The organism is Bradyrhizobium sp. 40 (assembly GCF_023100925.1).
In the GTDB taxonomy this organism is placed as follows: Bacteria; Pseudomonadota; Alphaproteobacteria; order Rhizobiales; family Xanthobacteraceae; genus Bradyrhizobium.
This window is the reverse complement of sequence record NZ_CP064688.1, coordinates 6,497,349-6,516,745: the sequence shown is the minus strand read 5'-3', so window position 1 is coordinate 6,516,745 and position 19,397 is coordinate 6,497,349. Positions and strand designations below refer to the sequence as shown.

General features: G+C 64.5%; 19 protein-coding genes. 10 read left to right on the top strand and 9 right to left on the bottom strand.

The window, feature by feature from the left end:
- Window positions 1-46: 46 nt before the first annotated feature.
- The 5 genes from IVB40_RS31210 to IVB40_RS31190 all read right to left on the bottom strand — a co-directional run bounded on the left by IVB40_RS31210 (window position 47) and on the right by IVB40_RS31190 (window position 4,861).
- Window positions 47-1,489, bottom strand: a complete 1,443-nt coding sequence (locus IVB40_RS31210) for a homospermidine synthase (RefSeq protein WP_247817272.1) — start codon at window positions 1,487-1,489, stop codon at window positions 47-49.
- A 48-nt stretch (window positions 1,490-1,537) separates the two neighbouring features.
- Window positions 1,538-1,927: a RidA family protein gene (locus IVB40_RS31205; protein WP_247817271.1), complete on the bottom strand. Its 390-nt coding sequence runs from the start codon at window positions 1,925-1,927 to the stop codon at window positions 1,538-1,540.
- Between the two features lie 147 nt (window positions 1,928-2,074).
- Window positions 2,075-2,662 (bottom strand): N-acetyltransferase, encoded by a 588-nt coding sequence (locus IVB40_RS31200; RefSeq protein WP_247284725.1) that lies wholly within the window; start codon window positions 2,660-2,662, stop codon window positions 2,075-2,077.
- Between the two features lie 132 nt (window positions 2,663-2,794).
- Window positions 2,795-3,937 carry a type III PLP-dependent enzyme gene (locus tag IVB40_RS31195; RefSeq protein ID WP_247427912.1) on the bottom strand — a complete coding sequence of 381 codons (1,143 nt, stop codon included), beginning with the start codon at window positions 3,935-3,937 and terminating at the stop codon, window positions 2,795-2,797.
- 669 nt (window positions 3,938-4,606) lie between these two features.
- Window positions 4,607-4,861 carry a hypothetical protein gene (locus tag IVB40_RS31190; RefSeq protein ID WP_007597166.1) on the bottom strand — a complete coding sequence of 85 codons (255 nt, stop codon included), beginning with the start codon at window positions 4,859-4,861 and terminating at the stop codon, window positions 4,607-4,609.
- A gap of 135 nt (window positions 4,862-4,996) precedes the next feature.
- On the opposite strand from IVB40_RS31190, the gene IVB40_RS31185 reads away from it, so the two are divergent.
- Genes IVB40_RS31185 through IVB40_RS31175 form a run of 3 tightly spaced genes read left to right on the top strand, consistent with a single transcriptional unit; the run spans window position 4,997 to window position 8,798 of the window.
- Window positions 4,997-7,078: a M3 family metallopeptidase gene (locus IVB40_RS31185; RefSeq protein WP_247817270.1), complete on the top strand. Its 2,082-nt coding sequence runs from the start codon at window positions 4,997-4,999 to the stop codon at window positions 7,076-7,078.
- Window positions 7,078-7,716, top strand: a complete 639-nt coding sequence (locus tag IVB40_RS31180; protein WP_247817269.1) for a DUF1007 family protein — start codon at window positions 7,078-7,080, stop codon at window positions 7,714-7,716. The genes IVB40_RS31185 and IVB40_RS31180 overlap by 1 nt, the downstream gene beginning before the upstream one ends.
- Complete coding sequence (locus IVB40_RS31175; RefSeq protein ID WP_247817268.1) at window positions 7,713-8,798, top strand: nickel/cobalt transporter; 1,086 nt, start codon at window positions 7,713-7,715, stop codon at window positions 8,796-8,798. The genes IVB40_RS31180 and IVB40_RS31175 overlap by 4 nt, the downstream gene beginning before the upstream one ends.
- A gap of 110 nt (window positions 8,799-8,908) precedes the next feature.
- On the opposite strand, the gene IVB40_RS31170 is transcribed toward IVB40_RS31175, so the two are convergent.
- Window positions 8,909-9,307 (bottom strand): MAPEG family protein, encoded by a 399-nt coding sequence (locus tag IVB40_RS31170; protein ID WP_247817267.1) that lies wholly within the window; start codon window positions 9,305-9,307, stop codon window positions 8,909-8,911.
- Window positions 9,308-9,386: 79 nt separating this feature from the next.
- Here IVB40_RS31170 and hemH point away from each other — a divergent pair, with 79 nt between their 5' ends.
- The 4 genes from hemH to IVB40_RS31150 all read left to right on the top strand — a co-directional run bounded on the left by hemH (window position 9,387) and on the right by IVB40_RS31150 (window position 13,225).
- Complete coding sequence (hemH, locus tag IVB40_RS31165) at window positions 9,387-10,424, top strand: ferrochelatase (RefSeq protein ID WP_247817266.1); 1,038 nt, start codon at window positions 9,387-9,389, stop codon at window positions 10,422-10,424.
- Between the two features lie 25 nt (window positions 10,425-10,449).
- Window positions 10,450-11,424: an ABC transporter substrate-binding protein gene (locus tag IVB40_RS31160; RefSeq protein WP_247357856.1), complete on the top strand. Its 975-nt coding sequence runs from the start codon at window positions 10,450-10,452 to the stop codon at window positions 11,422-11,424.
- A gap of 282 nt (window positions 11,425-11,706) precedes the next feature.
- Window positions 11,707-12,708, top strand: a complete 1,002-nt coding sequence (locus tag IVB40_RS31155; protein ID WP_027565538.1) for an SPFH domain-containing protein — start codon at window positions 11,707-11,709, stop codon at window positions 12,706-12,708.
- Window positions 12,709-12,778: 70 nt separating this feature from the next.
- Window positions 12,779-13,225 (top strand): NfeD family protein, encoded by a 447-nt coding sequence (locus tag IVB40_RS31150; protein WP_247817265.1) that lies wholly within the window; start codon window positions 12,779-12,781, stop codon window positions 13,223-13,225.
- A 111-nt stretch (window positions 13,226-13,336) separates the two neighbouring features.
- Here the strand turns inward: IVB40_RS31150 and IVB40_RS31145 are convergent, their stop codons facing one another.
- The gene (locus IVB40_RS31145) at window positions 13,337-13,672 is read right to left on the bottom strand and encodes a helix-turn-helix domain-containing protein (protein WP_247817264.1); all 336 of its coding nucleotides are present in this window, start codon (window positions 13,670-13,672) and stop codon (window positions 13,337-13,339) included.
- Between the two features lie 72 nt (window positions 13,673-13,744).
- Between IVB40_RS31145 and IVB40_RS31140 the strand changes: the two genes are divergently transcribed.
- Window positions 13,745-14,302, top strand: a complete 558-nt coding sequence (locus tag IVB40_RS31140) for a carboxymuconolactone decarboxylase family protein (RefSeq protein WP_247284716.1) — start codon at window positions 13,745-13,747, stop codon at window positions 14,300-14,302.
- 101 nt (window positions 14,303-14,403) lie between these two features.
- Here IVB40_RS31140 and IVB40_RS31135 read toward each other — a convergent pair whose 3' ends face one another.
- Window positions 14,404-15,411, bottom strand: a complete 1,008-nt coding sequence (locus IVB40_RS31135; RefSeq protein WP_247817263.1) for a KpsF/GutQ family sugar-phosphate isomerase — start codon at window positions 15,409-15,411, stop codon at window positions 14,404-14,406.
- A 191-nt stretch (window positions 15,412-15,602) separates the two neighbouring features.
- On the opposite strand from IVB40_RS31135, the gene IVB40_RS31130 reads away from it, so the two are divergent.
- Both IVB40_RS31130 and IVB40_RS31125 read left to right on the top strand, forming a co-directional pair.
- The gene (locus tag IVB40_RS31130) at window positions 15,603-17,369 is read left to right on the top strand and encodes an outer membrane beta-barrel protein (RefSeq protein WP_247817262.1); all 1,767 of its coding nucleotides are present in this window, start codon (window positions 15,603-15,605) and stop codon (window positions 17,367-17,369) included.
- 12 nt (window positions 17,370-17,381) lie between these two features.
- Window positions 17,382-17,648, top strand: coding sequence for a hypothetical protein (locus IVB40_RS31125; protein WP_211396829.1), 267 nt, complete (start codon window positions 17,382-17,384; stop codon window positions 17,646-17,648).
- 161 nt (window positions 17,649-17,809) lie between these two features.
- Here IVB40_RS31125 and IVB40_RS31120 read toward each other — a convergent pair whose 3' ends face one another.
- Window positions 17,810-19,261 (bottom strand): glutamate synthase subunit beta, encoded by a 1,452-nt coding sequence (locus IVB40_RS31120; protein WP_247817261.1) that lies wholly within the window; start codon window positions 19,259-19,261, stop codon window positions 17,810-17,812.
- Window positions 19,262-19,397 lie beyond the last annotated feature (136 nt).

Below are 19,397 nucleotides of genomic sequence, written 5' to 3'. Positions count from 1 at the left end.
AGAAAGTGCGTGGATGCCCGGGACAAGTCCTGGCATGACGGCATAATCACCGCACCAGAACGTTCCGGAACTGCCAGGGATCGCTGGTGTCGATGTCTTCCGGAAACAGTCCCGGACGATCCGTCAGCGGCGTCCAGTCGGTATAAAAACCCTTCACCGGGCCGAGATAGGGCAGCTGGATTTCCAGCAGACGGTCGAAATCCATCTCGTCGGCTTCGACAATGCCCTCGTTCGGGTTTTCCAGCGCCCACACCATGCCGCCGAGCACGGCGGAGGTCACTTGCAGGCCAGTGGCGTTCTGGTAGGGCGCGAGCTTGCGGGTCTCTTCAATGGAGAGCTGCGAGCCGTACCAATAGGCATTGTTGTCATGGCCGAACAGCAGCACGCCGAGCTCGTCGATGCCGTCGACGATCTCGTTCTCGTCGAGGATATGGTGCTTTTCCTGCATCTTAGCGGCGCGGCCGAACATTTCATGCAGCGACAGCACGGCATCGTCAGCCGGATGATAGGCATAGTGGCAGGTCGGCCGATAGACCGCCGTGCCCGATGCGTCGCGCACGGTGAAATAGTCCGCGATCGAGATCGACTCGTTGTGGGTGACAAGGAAGCCATACTGCGCGCCGCGGGTCGGGCACCAGGTGCGCACGCGGGTATTGGCGCCGGGCTGCATCAGATAGATGGCGGCGCCGCAGCCGGATTCGTGGGTGCGCGCATTCTCGGGCATCCATTTTTCGTGGGTGCCCCAGCCGAGTTCTGATGGCTGCACGCCTTCCGACAGGAAACCTTCCACCGACCAGGTGTTGACGAAGACATCGGGCTCTTTCGGCTTCTTGGAGCGCTGGGTGTCGCGTTCGGCGATGTGGATGCCCTTGATGCCGGCCTGTCGCATCAAGTCCGCCCATTCGGCTTTGGTCTTCGGCTTGGGCGCATTGAGCTTCAGGTCAGCGGCGACGTTGAGCAGCGCCTGCTTGACGAAAAACGAGACCATGCCGGGATTGGCGCCACAGCAGGAGACGGCCGTGGTCGAGCCCGCGGGGCGCGCCTTCTTGGCAGCCAGCGTCGCTTCGCGAAGGGCGTAGTTGGAGCGCGCCTCCGGGCCCTTCGACGAATCGAAATAGAAGCCGAGCCAGGGCTCGTTGACGGTGTCGATGTAGAGCGCGCCGAGCTCGTTGCAGAGCTCCATGATGTCGGTGGAGCCGGTGTCGACCGAGAGATTGACGCAAAAGCCCTGGCCGCCGCCCTCAGTGAGCAGCGGGGTCAGCAACTCCCGATAATTGTCCTTGGTCACGCCCTTCTGGATGAAGCGCACATTGTGCTTCTCGCAATGAGCCTTGCGACCCTCGTCCTTCGGATCGATCACGGTAACGCGCGACTTGTCGTAATCGAGATGCCGCTCGATCAGCGGCAACGTGCCTTTGCCGATGGAGCCGAAGCCGACCATGACGATGGGACCAGTGATCTTCGCGTAGATCTGCGAGGCGGGGCTCATGGGATGGTTTCTCCGGAACATGCTGGCGAACAAATGGTGGGGGATGGCTCAGGCGCTGCGGCGCTTGGCAGTGGCTTCGATTTCGACCTTCATCTCGGGCTTGTAGAGCGCCGAGACGACGAGAAGCGTGGCGGCCGGGCGGATCTCGCCGAGGACTTCGCCGCAGACCGCGAAATGCGCGTCCGCATCCTTGATGTCGGTGATGTAGTAGGTCACGCGGACGATGTCGGCCATCTCGAAGCCGCCCTCCTTCAGGGCAGCTTCGATGGTCTTGAAGCAGTTGCGTGACTGGCTCGTGACATCGGCCGGCATTGTCATCGTGGAGTAGTCGTAACCGGTGGTCCCCGCGACGAAGGCGAACTCGCCGTCGATCACGGCGCGGCTGTAGCCGGCGGTCTTCTCGAACGGGGAGCCGGTGGAAATCAGGCGGCGGGACATTGGTCGTGGGCCTCGACTGAAGAGGAATTTCGTGGGGTTTAGGGGCAATTTGCCGGCCTGCGCAACCCCAAAGGAACGAAGCCTAACGCAGGCACAGCCGGGCGTTGCCGCTTAACGCGGCGGGGTCGGCGCCATCATGGCAATCCCTTACGCCGCGCGCGCCTCGAGGCCGCGAACTACCCTCCGTTTGGGTAGGGCCGCGCCAGTCGGGACGATCATCCCCTCGGCGCCATCCAGCGCACCGGCATGGAATTCGATCGCCAGCAGGCGGTCGCGCTCGAACGGACCAGGCAGCGACAGCTCGCCGGTGTTGGCGGCGGAGAAGCCGAAGCGGGCGTAATAAGGGGCATCGCCGAGCAGGATCACGGCGGCATGCCCGCGCGCCCGGGCGGCAGCCAGCGCTTGTTGCATCAGCGCGGCGCCGATCCCGAGCTCGCGGCAGGCAGGGTCCACCGCCAGCGGTCCGAGGACCAGAGCGGGCCTGCCTCCGGCGCTGACGTGCCACAGCCGCACGGTTCCCACGAGCTTCCCCTCGCGCATCGCGGTCAGCGCGAGGCCGGCTGCGGGTGCGCGTCCGTCACGCAGGCGCTGGCAGGTGCGGCCATGGCGGTTCTCGCCAAAGGACGCATCGAGCAGCGCTTCACGCATCGCAACGTCGGCCGCACGCTCCGCACGGATCGCGAACGGAGCGGCTTTCGAAGTGGGATCAACCTGTGTCTTCCGAAGAGCAGTCATGGCGCGTCAGTCCCCGCTTGAAACGGACGTGCCCAAAGCACGCCGGTCCAAGGCGTCGTCAGAAATCGAAATGTCAGGGAGGGAGCCGGCAAGCCGGCTCCCGGGTTCGTCAGGCCTCGGAAAGAGAGGCGATCAGATATGGTAGGTCTTCAGCGGCGGGATGCCGTTGAACGCCACCGCCGAGTAGGTCGACGTATAGGCCCCGGTGCCTTCGATCAGCAGCTTGTCGCCGATCTCGAGCGTCACCGGAAGCGGATACGGGTTCTTCTCGTACAGCACGTCGGCGCTATCGCAGGTTGGCCCAGCGAGCACGCACGGCGTCATGTCCGCGCCGTCATGCGGGGTGCGGATGGCGTAACGGATCGACTCGTCCATGGTCTCGGCGAGACCGCCGAACTTGCCGATGTCCAGATAGACCCAGCGCACCTCGTCCTCGTCGCTCTTCTTCGAGATGAGCACGACCTCGGACTCGATGATGCCGGCGTTGCCCACCATGCCGCGGCCCGGCTCGATGATGGTCTCCGGAATCTGGTTGCCGAAGTGCTTGCGCAGCGCGCGGAAGATCGAGCGCCCGTAGGTCACCACCGGCGGCACGTCCTTCAGGTACTTGGTCGGGAAACCGCCGCCCATGTTGACCATGGTCAGGTTGATGCCGCGCTCGGCGCAGTCGCGGAACACCTGCGAGGCCATCGCCAGCGCACGGTCCCACGCCTTCACCTTGCGCTGCTGCGAGCCGACATGGAAGGAGATGCCGCACGGCTCCAGGCCCAGACGCTTGGCAACGTCGAGCACGTCGACGGCCATCTCCGGGTCGCAGCCGAACTTGCGCGACAGCGGCCATTCGGCGCCGGCGCAGTCGTAGAGGATGCGGCAGAACACCTTTGCGCCGGGCGCGGCACGGGCGACCTTCTCGACCTCGGCGGTGCAATCGACCGCGAACAGCCGAATGCCGAGCGCGAAGGCGCGCGCGATGTCGCGCTCCTTCTTGATCGTGTTGCCGAAGGAGATGCGGTCGGGCGTCGCACCGGCGGCCAGCGCCATCTCGATCTCGGCGACAGTCGCGGTGTCGAAGCAGGAGCCCATGGAGGCGAGCAAAGTCAGCACTTCCGGCGCCGGGTTCGCCTTGACGGCATAGAACACGCGGCTGTCGGGCAGCGCCTTGGCAAAGGTCTGGTAATTGTCGCGCACGACTTCGAGGTCGACGACGAGGCACGGTTCGGTGTCGAGGCCCTCGCTGCGGCGGTTGCGCAGGAATTCCTGGATACGGTCGGTCATAGCACTCTCCCAAACGGCCCAGCGACGGGGATCCGTTCAAAAAATGACGTCGGATAAGAGCGCTCCGGCCAGATCGCGCGATGGAGGCGCGACGAGCCAAAGACTCACATCAGACTGTGCTGCCGTGGATTGGTTGGGAATGTTCCCGCCCGCACACCTGGCAATGAAGGACAAGCCTTTTCAGTAGCCCGCGCCGGCGTTGGACTGCCGGTAGAGACCAAAAAAGCCCGATCCGTCGTTGCTTTAAGTCGCGTCCCCCGTTGAGAGCGGGGTGCGCCGGTTCGCCTCCGGCTGCCAGTCACGGTTGCAAAGAGCAAAGTCACCTTCGACAAGGCATCTCTTTGAGAGAGATGCTGGACGCTCCGGGTTTGCTTTCGTCTTCCGGCTATGAGCCTTCCGACTTCCACACTTCCGAAGAGCCCCTCGGCTTCTTCACCCCTTGGCGGCTGTCCGGCCTCTTGTCCGGATACCTACCGACTGACACACGACCACAGGCACGTGCGAAATTGGGCAATCCGCACATAAGTGTTTTGACTCTGCTTCGCAAGAGATTTTTTAGACTGCGAACAGAATTGCCTAACATCTGCTTGCGCAGTGTTGCGCGAGCGACGCGGAAGATGAACGCGCGTTAAGTTTTCTGCGCGCGTGTCTCTCGCACGCCTACCCGCTTCAGCCGCGCTTCGTGAACGGCTCGACGCGCTGAGCGGCGCGGATGAAGGCAGTCATCACGAGCACGCCGAGTGCAAACAGCGCGGCCTGAAGGATGTGCGTGCCCTGCTCGCCCAGCCCGAACAGGATCGCGAGCGCCCAGCCGCCGGCAAACGCCGCGCCGAACACCTCGGCGCCGATCAGGATGGCGGCGCTGATGACGGTGATGACGCTCGGCCAGACGATCCGACGGGAAGACGAGGAGGTCGCGTTCATGAGCTCAGGGGTCCTAGGCTTGGAGGGCCGCAATCTCCCCGAAAAGGCAGCCGGGAGCAAGGGCAAATGGCCCAAAAAAGCCCCATCGCGTGCTATAGCTGGCCGCAACAATCGAGCCACAAATCGGGACTTGTAATGTCAGAACCCCGCCAAACTACGGACTCCGAGACCAACCCGCTGCTGAAGGCCTGGGTGACGCCGTTTGCGACCCCGCCCTTCGACGAGATCAAGCCGGAGCACTTCCTCCCGGCCTTCGAGCAGGCCTTCGCCGACCACTCCGCCGAGATCGCAGCGATCACCAGCGACCCGACCGCGGCCGACTTCGCCAACACCATCACGGCGCTGGAGCGCTCGGGCAAGCTGCTCAGCAAGGTCGCGTCGGTCTTCTACGACCTCGTCTCGGCGCATTCCAACCCAGCCATCCTGGAGATCGACAAGGAGGTTTCCTTGCGGATGGCGCGGCACTGGAATCCGATCATGATGAACGCCGTGCTGTTTGGCCGCATCGCCCAACTGCACGAGAACCGCGCCAATCTCGGTCTGACGCCGGAACAGCTCCGCCTGCTCGAGCGCACCTACACCCGCTTCCACCGCTCCGGCGCCGGCCTCTCCGAAGAGGCCAAGACCCGGATGGCGGAGATCAACGAGAAGCTCGCCCAGCTCGGCACCAGCTTCAGTCATCATCTGCTCGGCGACGAGCAGGAATGGTTCATGGAGCTCGGCGAAGCCGACCGCCAGGGCCTGCCGGAGAGTTTTGTCGCCAGCGCCAAGGCTGCGGCAGAAGAACGCGGCATGGCCGGCAAGGCCATCGTCACGCTGTCGCGCTCCTCGGTCGAACAGTTCCTGAAGAGCTCGGCCCGGCGTGACTTGCGCGAGAAGGTCTACAAGGCCTTCACCGCGCGGGGCGACAACGGCAATGCCAACGACAACAACGCGACCATCGTCGAGGTCCTGAAGCTGCGCGAGGAGAGCGCCAATCTCCTGGGCTACCCGACCTTCGCGGCCTACCGGCTCGAGGATTCCATGGCCAAGACACCGGAAGCGGTGCGCGGCCTTCTGGAGCGGGTCTGGAAGCCGGCGCGGGCGCGGGCGCTCGCCGACCGCGACGACATGCAGGTGCTGATCACGGAGGAAGGCGGCAATTTCAAGCTCGCGCCCTGGGACTGGCGCTTCTACGCCGAAAAGCTGCGTCTTCAGCGCGCCAATTTCGACGACGCGGCGATCAAGCCGTATCTCGCGCTCGACCACATGATCGCCGCCGCCTTCGACTGCGCCACGCGCCTGTTCGGCGTCACCTTCGAGGAGCGCAAGGACGTGCCGGTCTGGCATCCGGACGTCCGGGTCTGGGAGATGAAGGGGCGGGACGGCAAGCACAAGGCGCTGTTCTATGGCGACTACTTCGCCCGGCCGTCGAAGCGCTCCGGCGCCTGGATGACATCGCTGCGCGACCAGCAGAAGCTCGACGGCGAGGTCGCGCCGCTGATCCTCAACATCTGCAACTTCTCCAAGGGCGCGGATGGGGAACCCTCGCTGCTGTCGCCTGACGACGCCCGCACCCTGTTCCACGAGTTCGGCCACGGCCTGCACGGCATGCTCTCCAACGTGACCTATCCGTCGCTGTCGGGCACCTCAGTATTCACCGACTTCGTCGAGCTACCCTCGCAGCTGTACGAGCACTGGCAGGAGCGGCCGGAGGTGCTGCAGCAGTTCGCGCGCCATTACCAGACCGGCGAGCCGCTGCCGGACGACCTCCTGCAACGCTTCCTCGCCGCGCGAAAATTCAACCAGGGTTTTGCTACCGTCGAGTTCGTCTCCTCGGCGCTGGTCGATCTCGAGTTCCACACCCAGCCGGCCTCCGCCGCGCAGGATGTCCGCGCCTTCGAGAGACGCGAGCTGGAAAAGATCGGCATGCCCGAGGAAATCTCGCTGCGTCATCGGCCGACGCAATTCGGTCACATCTTCACCGGCGATCATTATGCCGCCGGCTATTACAGCTACATGTGGTCTGAGGTGATGGACGCCGACGCCTTCGGTGCATTCGAGGAAGCCGGCGACATCTTCGATCCCGCCGTCGCAAAGCGCCTGCACGACGACATCTACTCGAGCGGCGGATCGGTTGATCCAGAAGCCGCCTATGAGGCCTTCCGCGGCCGGCCGCCGGAGCCGGACGCGCTGCTGCGCCGCCGCGGCCTGCTCGACGCTCCGAAGGCGGCCTGATGGGCATGCGCGCCCTGTTCGGGCTGCTGCTCGCCGTCGCCCTGTCGCTCGCGGCAGGCGCGGCGCAGGCGCATCCGCATGTCTGGATCACCGCGACCAGTGAACTGCTCTACGCCGAGGACGGCACCATCACCGGCGTGCGCCACGCCTGGACGTTTGACGACATGTTCTCGGCCTATGCCGTGCAGGGGTTGGAGAGCAAGGCCAAGGGTGCCTATACGCGCGAGGAGCTGGGTTCACTGGCGCAGACCAATGTCGAGTCGCTGAAGGAATATGCCTACTTCACCTTCGCGCGAGCCGACGGCAAGAAGGAGCGATTTCAGGAGCCGGTCGACTACTTCCTCGACTACAAGGATACGGTCCTGACCCTGCACTTCACGCTGCCCCTGAAGAACCCGGTCAAGTCCAGGCAATTGGTGCTCGAAGTTTTCGACCGCTCCTTCTTCATCGACTTCCAGATGGCCAAGGACAATCCGGTCAAGCTGGTCGGCGCGCCCGGCGGCTGCCAGATGAAACTTGACCGGCCGAGCGACGGCACCGCGAGTGCTCAGAAGCTCAACGAGCAGACTTTTATGAACGGCGAGAATTCCAATTTCGGCATGATGTTCGCCAACAAGATCACGGTGGATTGCCCTTGAAGCCGCAACTCACGCCCATGGCACGCGGGCTCGCTGTCTGCGCCGGCGTTCTTCTCGTCGTGGGCGTGACCGATGCGGCGCTCCACGATCTCCTCGCGCAGAACCCGTTCGGCGCGCCGCGTTCGCCACAAGCTGCCCAGCCCGAGGCCGGCGGCTTGATCGGCTGGCTGTTGGCAAAACAGTCGGAATTCTATCGCCAGATGTCGGCGACCATCCGCGCCGCGAAGTCCGATGGCTCCGCGGTGTGGACGCTGCTCTTCATCTCGTTTGCCTATGGCATCTTCCACGCGGCTGGTCCCGGGCACGGCAAGGCGGTGATCGCCTCCTATCTCGTCGCCAATCGCGAGACCGCCCGGCGCGGCATCGTGCTGTCGTTTGCCTCCGCGTTGATGCAGTCGCTGGTGGCCATCCTGATCGTCGGCATCTCGGCCTGCGTGCTGAATGCGACCGCCAAGACCATGTGCAGGGCGGAAGGCGCGATCGAGATCGCAAGCTACGCGCTGATCGCGCTGTTCGGCCTGCGCCTGGTCTGGGTCAAGGGCCGCACTTTCATCCGTACGCTGCAGGCGGTTCAGCCGGTGCCGGCGATCGCGGGCGTGCCGCATGATCACCACCATCACGATGCGCACGATCATCATGGCCACGATCACGCCCAGGCCCATCATCACCACGAGCATGACCACGTTCACGACGAGCATTGCGGCCATTCCCACGGCCCCACGCCGAGCGAACTCGCCGGCCCCGGTGGCTGGGGACGCGGCTTTGCCGCGATCCTGACCGTCGGCATCCGCCCCTGTTCGGGCGCGATCCTGGTGCTGGTGTTCGCGCTGGCCCAGGGCCTGTTCTGGGCCGGCATTGCCGCGACCCTGCTGATGGGGCTCGGCACCGCGATCACGGTCGCGGCCATCGCTGTGGTCGCCGTCTCCGCCAAGGACATCGCCGCCCGCCTGAGCGCCGGACGCGACGGCGGCGGCGCACTGTTCATGCGCGGCATCGAATTCGCCGCCGCCGGCGTCGTGCTGCTGTTCGGCGCGGGTCTGTTGTTGGGCTACGTCGCGGCCGAACGGACGACGTGTTTCTGAGTTTTTCCCTCGCCCCTTGTGGAGAGGGTGGCTCGCCGCGCCGCGGACAGAACCCCTCATCCGGCGCTTCGCGCCACCTTCTCCCACAAGGGGAGAAGGAAGGAAAGGTGTCACACCGGCAAGAACTGCTTCAACGCTGGCATGAAGAAGATCCCGAGATTGATCGCAAAGCCGATGCTCCAGAGAATGGAGCGCAGCGTCGGGCGGTTGCCGAGATAGGTCAGCACATAGGCGATCCGTACGATCAGGAACAGCACCGCGAGCTCGTCGATCAGGCGCTGCGGCGAATCCCTGTATTCGGCGAGCAGCACCGCAAAGGCGAAGAACGGAAAGGTCTCGATCCCGTTCTGATGCGCGCCGAGCGCGCGCTGAGCGATGGCGTCCTCGAAGAAAGCTGGATCGCGCGGCCGCGAATTGTCGAAGCCGCGAAATCTGATCCATTTGATCGAGACGATCGTTAAGAGATAGAGCAGTAGCGCCCCGAAAATGCACCATTCCGCCAGCGTCATGGTTCTCCCCCTGTGTACTGACCCTAGCGAAACCGCCCCAATCTTGACAAGTTCGGAACAACGCGCGACGCAACGGATCATGATGACAATCGCCCCCAGCCAGACCGCGATGCCGGCCACGCGGCCCGCCCCCTCGCGCGTCGGCGTACTCCTGGTCAATCTCGGCACGCCCGATACCGCCGACGCGCGCGGCGTGCGGGTCTATCTGAAGGAGTTCCTCTCGGACGCCCGCGTCATCGAGAATCAAGGCTTGATCTGGAAGGTGGTGCTGAACGGCATCATCCTGCGCACCCGCCCCCGCGCCAAGGCGCGCGACTATCTCAAGATCTGGAACACCGAGAAGAACGAGTCGCCGCTCAAGACCATCACGCGCTCGCAGAGCGACAGGCTCGCGGCCATGCTTTCGGACCGCGACCAGGTCACGGTGGAGTGGGCGATGCGCTATGGTAATCCTTCGATCAAGTCGGGCATCGATGCCCTGATTGCGAAGGGCTGCGATCGCATCCTTGCCGTACCGCTCTATCCGCAATATTCGGCTGCGACATCCGCCACCGTCTGCGACGAGGTGTTTCGCGTGCTTGCGCGGCTGCGCGCGCAGCCGACGCTGCGGGTGACGCCGCCTTATTACGAGGACGAAGCCTATATCGAGGCGCTCGCCACCTCGATCGAGACGCATCTGGCGAGCCTGCCCTTCAAGCCGGAGCTGATCGTCGCCTCATTCCACGGCATGCCGAAGGCCTATGTCGACAAGGGCGATCCCTATCAGAGCCAATGCGTCGCGACCACAGAGGCGCTGCGCCGCCGGCTGGGCATGGATGAGACAAAGCTGCTGCTGACCTTCCAGTCGCGGTTCGGATTCGACGAGTGGCTGCAGCCCTACACCGACAAGACCATGGAGCGTCTGGCGAAAGAGGGCGTGCGCCGCATCGCGGTGATCACGCCGGGTTTTTCCGCCGACTGCCTCGAGACGCTGGAGGAGATCGCGCAGGAGAATGCCGAGATCTTCAAGCACAATGGCGGCGAGCAGTTTTCCGCGATCCCCTGTCTCAACGACAGCGACCCCGGCATGGATGTGATCCGAACGCTGGTGCTGCGCGAGCTCCAGGGCTGGATCTAGTGAGCCTGGATCCGAGGAGCGCCCCATGAACCGCCGCGAGGTTCTGGCGCTTCTTGGGGTGATTGCGGCGCTGCCGGCCTCGGTGCTGGCGCAAACGAATGCGGCGCGCCGGCTTGGCGTGCTCTCGGTCACTGCGGCCGACGATGCGATCGGTCAGACGCGTAGCGCGGTCCTGGTCGAGGCGCTTGCCGGCCATGGCTGGAAGGAGCACGACAGCCTCAAGATTGATTGGCGCAACGGCGGCGGCGACCGCGCACGGATCGCGCAATTCGCCGACGAACTCGTGGCGCTCAAGCCCGACATCCTGCTTGCGGTCGGCACGCCCTCGGTCGAGGAGCTGCGCCGGCGCACGACGACCATCCCGATCGTTTTCGCCGTCGTCACAGATCCTGTCAGCCAGGGCTTTGTCCAGAATCTCGCCCATCCCGGCGGCAATGTCACCGGCTTCACCGATTACGACGGCCCGCTGGCCGGCAAATGGCTGGAGATGCTGACGCAGGTCACGCCAAAACCGTCCCGTGTCTTGGTCGTCTACAATCCCGCCACCGCGCCGTTCGCGCCGCTGATGCTGCGTACGATCGAGGACGCCGGCCGCGCGCTCGATGTGACGGTGGAGCCCGTGCCGGTCCATGACACGGCCTCGATCGCCGCCCTGGCCCTACGGAAAGACGGCGGCCTACTGGTGCTGCCGGACTTCTTCACCATGTCCAACCGTGCGCTTCTGCTGGCGGCGATCAATGAAGCGCGCGTGCCGGCGGTGTTCTGGAGCCGCACCTTCGTCGACGAGGGTGGCTTGATGTCCTACAGTACCGATAGCGCCGAGCAGCTCCGCCGCGCCGCCTCCTATATCGATCGCATCCTGAAGGGTGCGCGAGCGGCCGACTTGCCGGTCCAGAATCCCACCACGTTCGAGCTCGCGATCAACTTGAAGACTGCGAAGGCGATCGGCGTCACGCTTCCGCCAAGCCTGCTCGCAACCGCGAACGAGGTCATCGAGTAGGATTCGGCTGCGACGGCCGGCATGGCCGGATTCGTTAACGTCGGCGCTAGGTCTACGCCAGCACGCTTTCAAGAGCGCCTCGCAAATACATAATCGCGACCATTCCCTCTCCCGGCGTCTTGTGTAGAATCCTGCCGATGCCGAAATCAGGCACGACCGCTGAGCCTTGAATCTTCTGAACTCTTTACTGAACGCTTTACTGAACCCTTGGGGTCGTGATCCCGACCAATGACAGCGCGGAAAAGGCCTTTTCCCGACAATCTTTCCCGCCTTGGAGGAAATATGAGCGGTTTCGACATTTTCGCAATTGTGCTGGTCTTGCTGGTCATCGTCACGCTGATTGCCGGCGTGAAAACGGTACCGCAGGGCTATGACTGGACCATCGAGCGGTTCGGCAAATACACCCAGACACTGAGCCCCGGGCTCAATCTGATCGTGCCCTATTTCGATCGCGTCGGACGCAAGATCAACATGATGGAGCAGGTGATCGACATCCCCGAGCAGGAGGTGATCACCAAGGACAACGCCACCGTGACGGTCGACGGCGTCGCCTTCTTTCAGGTGTTCGATGCCGCCAAGGCGAGCTACGAGGTTTCCAACCTGACCCAGGCCGTCACCGTGCTGACCATGACCAACATCCGCTCGGTGATGGGTTCGATGGATCTCGACCAGGTGTTGTCGCACCGTGACGAAATCAACGAGCGCCTGCTGCGTGTGGTCGATGCCGCCGTCTCGCCCTGGGGCCTCAAGGTCAATCGTATCGAGATCAAGGACATCGTGCCACCGGCGGACCTCGTCGAAGCCATGGGCCGACAGATGAAGGCCGAGCGCGTCAAACGCGCCGACATCCTTCAGGCTGAAGGTGCGCGCCAGTCCGAGATCCTGCGCGCAGAGGGTGCCAAGCAGGGCCAGATCCTCCAGGCGGAAGGTCGCCGCGAGGCCGCCTTCCGCGACGCAGAAGCACGCGAGCGGTCGGCGGAAGCCGAGGCCAAGGCGACGCAGATGGTCAGTGAAGCCATCGCCAAGGGCGACGTCGCGGCGCTGAACTATTTTATCGCCGACAAGTATATCAAGGCGTTCGGCCAGTTCGCGGACTCTCCGAACCAGAAGATCATCATGCTGCCGATCGAAGCCACCAGCATGCTCGGCTCGCTCGCCGGCATCGGCGAGATCGCCAAGGCGACGTTCGGCGAGAGTGCGGCATCCGCGGCTGCCGCCGCTCGTCGCGGGGCGGTGCCGACGACCGGCAGCACGCCGCCGGCGGTGCCGCCGCGGCAGGGGTAAAGCGCATGCCCCGGAAAAGTGGACACCGGTTTTCCGACGAGGGCATGCGCCATTGCAAAGAGGTCGTGTCATGACCGACATGTTCGTATCGCTCGGCACCTGGAATTGGCTGATCTTCGGCTTCGTCCTGATGGCGCTGGAGGTGCTGGCGCCGGGCGTGTTCCTGTTCTGGCTCGGGCTCGCCGCGCTGCTGGTCGGGCTGATCTCGTTCGGAGTAGCGATATCCTGGCAGATCCAGCTCGTGATGTTCGCGATCTTCGCCGCCGCCGCCGTGCCGGTCTGGCGCCGGCTCGCCCGGCCGAAGCCGGATGCAATTGCCGCCAGCCCCTTCCTCAACAAGCGCGCGGATGCGCTCCTCGGCCGCGAGTTCACGCTGGAGAAGCCGATCGTCGACGGCAACGGCACCATGCGCATCGGCGACACCGTCTGGCGCGTCGCAGGTCCTGATACGCCGGCGGGCACGCGTGTGAAGGTGGTGCAGGTCGACGGTGCGAATCTGACGGTGGCGGCGGCTTAGGTCGCCGTCATTGCGAGCGAAGCGAAGCAATCCAGAATCTTTCCGCGGCGACAGTCTGGATTGCTTCGCTTCGCTCGCAATGACAAGCTTGTCGGGACGGCATGGCCAGACTTACGCGCCGCTCTTGCTTCGCCACCGCTCCGCAAACCTATGCAGCGGCATGAACGTCTCGCACAATTCCCGCCCCAGCGCCGTCAGCCCGTAACCGCTGGCTTCGCCGAGCTCCACGAACCCCGCTTCGCGCAAATCGTCCAGCCGCGCCTGCAGCACCGTCGGCGAGGCCTCGTCGCAGGCCGCTCGCAATGCGCGCGAGGTGAGGGGGGCGTCGCGCAACTCCCACAGGATTCGCAGGCTCCAGCGTCGTCCCAGGAGGTCGAGCAGCACCATGACAGGCCGGGTGCGCGAGCTACGGACGCCGCGCGATCTCGAAGTGGTCTGTTTCGCCATCGCCGCCCTCTTGCGTGATGCTACAAATAGTGTAGCGTACTGCTACAGTAAATGTAGCAAGAGAGGCGGCCGATGTCCCAGGCCACACCGCGCATTGCCCCGCTCACCCCGCCTTATCCCCCGGAGATCCAGGCGCAGTTCGACCGCATCATGCGCGGTGCGCCGCCGCTGCTGCTGTTCCGGGTGATGGCGGGCCACACCCGCGCCTGGGACAAGTTTCGCGCCGGCGGCCTGCTCGATCCCGGCCCGCTCTCGTTGCGGCAGCGCGAGGTTGTGATCGACCGCACCTGCGCGCTGAACCAATGCGAATATGAATGGGGCGTGCACGCCGCGGTCTTTGCCGGGCCAGCGAAACTCACCGAGGAGGAAGTGCACGCCACCGTGCGAGGCGATGCGAGGTCGCCGTGCTGGTCCCCGGCCGAGCAGGCGCTGATCGCCGCCGTCGACGCGCTGCATCACCGCGCGACCTTTAACGACGCCGAGTTCGCCGCGCTGTCGGCGCATTACGACGAGGCGCAGATCCTGGAGATCATGCTGCTGTGCGGCTTCTACCGCACAGTGTCGTATCTGGCGAATGGGCTGCGGCTGCCGCTGGAGGACACGGCGGCAAGATTTCCGGCGTTGCTCTAACCACCGTCATTGCGAGCGTAGCGAAGCAATCCAGAGTCTTTCCGCGGTGACAGTCTGGATTGCTTCGCGGCGCTCTCAATGACGAGCGGAGAAAGCGTGTCTTAAGCCACGCCCGCCCGCAGCAGATCGTGCAGGTGCACGATGCCCACCACCTTGTCCGCCTCGGTCACGACCAGCGTCGTGATCTTGCGGGTGTTAAGCACCTCGATCATCTCGGTGGCGAGCATCGAGGGCGGCACGGTCTTTGGCTGCCTGGTCATGATGTCGTCGACCGACGCCGCCAGCAGGTCCGGCCGCATCTGGCGGCGTAGATCGCCGTCAGTGATGATGCCGACGGCCTCTGCCGCATCGTTGACGATGCAGACGCAGCCGAGACCCTTGGCCGACATCTCCATCACCGCGTCCGACATCTTGGTGCCGAGCGGCTTGACCGGGATCTCCGCACCGGTGCGCATGTAGTCGCGGACGAATTTCAGCATCGCCCCTAACTTGCCGCCGGGGTGGAAATGCGCGAACTCCAGCGCGGTGAAACCGCGGCCTTCGAGCAGCGCGATCGCAATGGCATCGCCGATCGCGGCCTGCATCAGGGTCGAGGTGGTCGGCGCCAGATTGTGCGGGCAGGCCTCGCGCGCCTTCGGCAGCTCGATCACGATGTCGGCGGCTTGTCCCAGCGAGGACGCCGCGTTCGACGTCACCGCGATCATGGGAATGGCGAACCGTGCCGAATAGTTCACCAGCGTCTTCATCTCCGGCTGCTCGCCGGACCAGGACAGCGCCATGATGACATCGTCGGGCGTGATCATGCCGAGGTCGCCATGACCGGCTTCGGCGGCATGGACGAAGAAGGCGGGCGTGCCGGTCGAGGCCAGCGTTGCCGCGATCTTGCGACCCATATGGCCCGACTTGCCGAGCCCGGTGACGATGACGCGGCCCTTTGCGTTGCGGATCAGATCGACCGCGTTGGCGAAGCTCGCGCCAAGCGGGCCGCGCAGGGCGGCGGCGAGCGCGTTGATACCGCCGCTCTCCGTTTCCAGGGTGCGGAGTGCGGATTCGACGCTGTCGGGAATGGGGCCGGATGATTGGGTCATCAGCGGTTTCGAACTCGGCATGTTCTGGTCCAGGGAGGAGGGGCGTTTGCCCGTTGGCGTCTGCTTAGCACGCCAGGGCCTTCGAGGCGACGAGGGCTCCCCAGCCCTCAACCGGTCGTTAACCATAATTGTTTTAACTCCATTAACGATGGTTCCCGCCGATCGGTGGGGGCGATCGCGAAAGTGTTTGATTTCGTTGGAGTTCTTCCATCGTGGGGTCGTCTCCAGGCACGAGCCGGAGCAAACGCGCGCATTTCCTGCGCGCGGCTTTGCCGTGCTTTGCGCTGACGGTCCTTGGAAGCGCCCCAGTGGCCGCCCAGAGCCTCACCCCAGACCTGTTCAGTCCCAACCGCGGTGGCTTCGCCTCGCCCGACACGCTGCCGACGCGCCGTACCGCGGGCGTGCCGCAGGCACCGTCGGATGCGCTGCCGACACTGCCCGATCCCAACGCCGATTTGCGCAAACGCCAACAGACGCCGGCGCGCGTGGGCCAAAACCCGACCAACCAAAGCCCGACCGGTCAGGTCCCGATCTACGGCTTGCCCGCCGCCAATGGCGCCAGCGCTTCCGGCTACGACTCGCTCAACCGCAAGCGACAGCAGCCCAAGCTCTATCCCGGACAGGCGAAGCCGAAGCGTCCGGTCGGCCCCGGCTCGCCGGTGCCGCCGGCGACGCCGGAGCGAACGCTCGGCCCGCCACGCATCGCGCCGCCGCCCTCCGAGACGGCGCACAAGACTCCGGTCGCCCCGGCGATGGCCGGCAACGTGCCCGGCCAGCCGCTGCGCCGCCGCCTCAAGATCGATGACGATGCATTCGGCGCGGTCGGCGACTATGCCGGCAGCTTCTTGATCAAGGGCGGGCTCGAGCTCTCCACCGGCTACGACACCAATCCGGCGCGTCTGAGCAAGCCGGTCGGCTCGCCGGTTTATGTGGTCGCGCCCGATCTCCTCGTGGCGTCCGACTGGGAGCGCCACGCGCTGGTCGCGGATCTGCGCGGCTCGTTCTCGGGCTACACCAACAACATGCCGGCGACGATCGACGGCTTTGCCTCGCCCTCGCCGGTCGAGGTGGACCGCCCCGACTTCAACGGCCATGTCGACGGCCGCATCGACGTCAATCGCGATCTCAAGCTGACCACGCAACTGCGCCTGCGGCTCGCCACCGATAATCCCGGCAGCCCGAACGTGCAGGCCGGTCTGCAGAAATATCCTGTTTACGCGACCTATGGCACGACCGTCGGCTTCGACCAGACCTTCAACCGCTTCCAGGTCGCGGCCGGCGCCACCGCGGATCGCACCGCCTACACCAACTCAAAACTCACCGACGGCTCGACCTTCAGCAACGATGACCGCGACTTCAACCAATATGGCGGCGTGGGGCGCTTCTCCTACGATCTCAAGCCGGGCCTGAAGCCGTTCGTCGAGATCCAGGGCGACACCCGTGTCCACGACCGGGCCGCCGATCGCAACGGCTTCTTCCGCGATTCGAACGGCGGCTACGCCAAGGTCGGCACGTCCTTCGAGTTCTCGCGGATCCTCACCGGCGAGGTCTCGGTCGGCTATTCCGCGCGCAACTATGTCGATCCGCGCCTGAGCCAGCTCGCGGGCTTCCTGACCTCGGGCTCGCTGATCTGGAATGCAAGCGGCCTGACCACGGTGAAATTCGCCACCGACACGCAGATCGCCGAGACCACCATCCCCGGCTCCTCCGGCGTGCTGGTGCACACCTACGCCGCCGAAGTCGATCACGACTTCCGCCGCTGGCTTACGGCAGTGGGCAAGTTCACCTACGGCACCTACGACTACCAGGGCCAGAATCGCAACGACAAGACCTACTCGTTCGAAAGCAATCTGATCTACAAGCTCAACCGCAACATCTGGATCAAGGGCACGCTCCGCCACGACATCCTGGATTCGAACCAGCCGGGTTCGAGTTCGCAGGGGACCGTGGTGATGGTCGGGGTGAGGCTGCAGAACTAGAAGGAGGCCGCCGTGGCAGCTCGAATTACTCTAGACATCAATTCGGTTGGTGAATTCGAGCTATGGCTCAATCCCGAAGGTCGCGACCTTCTCGTCAAAAAACTGCTCGCCCTGAGTGAGACCAACGAACATTTTCACTTAATGCCAAGTGAAGTAGCATCGGACGTTGAAGTTTCGACGCGTCCCTATCGACCGAACGACAAGCTTCTCGAATACGGAAAGGTGCTGTTCCGGCTTGACGAGTGGGACGCGCAGCACTTTCCGCACGTCTTGGGCTGAGGCCCGCCGCCCTCGCCACCCACTCCGCTGTCATGCCCCGCGAATGCGGGGCATCCAGTACGCCGCGGCTTCTCGGTAGATCACAACTGTCTCGGAATACTGGATCGCCCGCTTTCGCGGGCGATGACACCGTTTTGTGAATCTGGCAGCGAGCCGAGCAGCTACCGCGGCAGATCCGTCTTCCCCATCAGGAACGTGTCGATCGACCGGGCGCACAGCCGACCCTCGCGGATGGCCCAGACCACCAGCGATTGGCCGCGGCGCATGTCGCCGGCCGTGAACACGTTCGGACGCGAGGTCTGGTAGTCGAGCGTATTGGCCTTGACGTTGCCGCGGGGGTCGAGCTCGACCGAGAGCATCTTGAGCAGGCCCTCGTGCACGGGATGGACGAAGCCCATCGCGAGCAGGACGAGATCGGCGTCGAGTTCGAACTCGGTGCCGGCGATCGGCTTGAACTTGTCGTCGACGCGCACGCAATGCAGCTTCTTGACCTTGCCGTTCTCGCCGGTGAACTTCTGCGTCAGCACGGCGAATTCGCGGACCGCGCCTTCGGCCTGGCTGGAGGACGTCCGCATCTTCAGCGGCCAGTTCGGCCAGGTCAGGCCCTTGTTTTCGTGCTCGGGCGGGGCCGGCATGATCTCGAGCTGGGTCACCGAGAGCGCGCCCTGGCGCAGCGAGGTGCCGATGCAGTCGGATCCGGTGTCGCCGCCGCCGATGACGACGACATGCTTGCCACCGGCCAGGATCTCCTGGACGCCGTTCAACGGTTCCTCGGACACGCGGCGGTTCTGCTGCGGCAGGAAGTCCATGGCGTAGTGGATGCCGGCGAGGTCGCGGCCGGGGATCGGCAGGTCGCGCGGCGCTTCGGCGCCGCCGGTCAGGGCCACGGCGTCGTACTCGTTGAGCATTTCGCGGGGGTCGACATTGCCGTCGACGCCGACATGGCTGTTGTAGTGGAAGGTGACGCCTTCGCCCTCCATCTGCGTGACCCGGCGGTCGATGACGTTCTTTTCCATCTTGAAGTCGGGAATGCCATAGCGGAGCAGGCCGCCGGCCTTGGCGAACTTCTCGAACAGATGCACGTCGTGGCCGGCGCGCGCGAGCTGCTGTGCGCAGGCCATGCCGGCCGGACCCGAGCCGATCACCGCGACCTTCTTGCCGGTCTTCACGGCCGCCACTTCCGGCTTCAGCCAGCCATTGTCCCAGGCGCGGTCGACGATCGCGCATTCGATTGTCTTGATGGTGACGGGGTTGTCGTCGATGTTGAGCGTGCAGGAGGCTTCACACGGCGCCGGACAGATGCGCCCCGTGAACTCCGGGAAATTATTGGTCGAGTGCAGATTGCGCGAGGCTTCTTCCCAGTTGCCCTGATAGACGAGGTCGTTCCAGTCCGGGATCTGGTTGTTGACGGGGCAGCCGGGCGTGCCGGGCGAGACCGAGCCGGTGCCGTGGCAATAGGGGATGCCGCAATTCATGCAGCGCGCGGCCTGGTCGCGCGTTTCCTTCTCGGAGAGGGGAACGACGAACTCGTGGAAATGCTTCACGCGCTCGGCGACCGGGGTGTACTTGCGGTCATGCCGTTCGATTTCGAGAAAACCCGTGATCTTGCCCATTAAACCCGAAGTCCCTGCCGCTTAAATTCGTTGTGTTTCTCTCTCGTCGTCATTGCGAGGAGCGTGAGCTTCGAAGCAATCCAGTCCGCATCGGAGGAGAAAGTCTGGATTGCTTCGCTACGCTCGCAATGACGGG

What these genes read in the sequence shown, in the direction of transcription:
- IVB40_RS31210 (WP_247817272.1), bottom strand. Translation starts at nt 1,489, where the DNA reads ATGAGCCCCGCCTCGCAGATCTACGCGAAGATCACTGGTCCCATCGTC.
- IVB40_RS31205 (WP_247817271.1), bottom strand. Translation starts at nt 1,927, where the DNA reads ATGTCCCGCCGCCTGATTTCCACCGGCTCCCCGTTCGAGAAGACCGCC.
- IVB40_RS31200 (WP_247284725.1), bottom strand. Translation starts at nt 2,662, where the DNA reads ATGACTGCTCTTCGGAAGACACAGGTTGATCCCACTTCGAAAGCCGCT.
- IVB40_RS31195 (WP_247427912.1), bottom strand. Translation starts at nt 3,937, where the DNA reads ATGACCGACCGTATCCAGGAATTCCTGCGCAACCGCCGCAGCGAGGGC.
- IVB40_RS31190 (WP_007597166.1), bottom strand. Translation starts at nt 4,861, where the DNA reads ATGAACGCGACCTCCTCGTCTTCCCGTCGGATCGTCTGGCCGAGCGTC.
- IVB40_RS31185 (WP_247817270.1), top strand. Translation starts at nt 4,997, where the DNA reads ATGTCAGAACCCCGCCAAACTACGGACTCCGAGACCAACCCGCTGCTG.
- IVB40_RS31180 (WP_247817269.1), top strand. Translation starts at nt 7,078, where the DNA reads ATGGGCATGCGCGCCCTGTTCGGGCTGCTGCTCGCCGTCGCCCTGTCG.
- IVB40_RS31170 (WP_247817267.1), bottom strand. Translation starts at nt 9,307, where the DNA reads ATGACGCTGGCGGAATGGTGCATTTTCGGGGCGCTACTGCTCTATCTC.
- hemH (WP_247817266.1), top strand. Translation starts at nt 9,387, where the DNA reads ATGATGACAATCGCCCCCAGCCAGACCGCGATGCCGGCCACGCGGCCC.
- IVB40_RS31160 (WP_247357856.1), top strand. Translation starts at nt 10,450, where the DNA reads ATGAACCGCCGCGAGGTTCTGGCGCTTCTTGGGGTGATTGCGGCGCTG.
- IVB40_RS31155 (WP_027565538.1), top strand. Translation starts at nt 11,707, where the DNA reads ATGAGCGGTTTCGACATTTTCGCAATTGTGCTGGTCTTGCTGGTCATC.
- IVB40_RS31150 (WP_247817265.1), top strand. Translation starts at nt 12,779, where the DNA reads ATGACCGACATGTTCGTATCGCTCGGCACCTGGAATTGGCTGATCTTC.
- IVB40_RS31145 (WP_247817264.1), bottom strand. Translation starts at nt 13,672, where the DNA reads ATGGCGAAACAGACCACTTCGAGATCGCGCGGCGTCCGTAGCTCGCGC.
- IVB40_RS31140 (WP_247284716.1), top strand. Translation starts at nt 13,745, where the DNA reads ATGTCCCAGGCCACACCGCGCATTGCCCCGCTCACCCCGCCTTATCCC.
- IVB40_RS31135 (WP_247817263.1), bottom strand. Translation starts at nt 15,411, where the DNA reads ATGCCGAGTTCGAAACCGCTGATGACCCAATCATCCGGCCCCATTCCC.
- IVB40_RS31120 (WP_247817261.1), bottom strand. Translation starts at nt 19,261, where the DNA reads ATGGGCAAGATCACGGGTTTTCTCGAAATCGAACGGCATGACCGCAAG.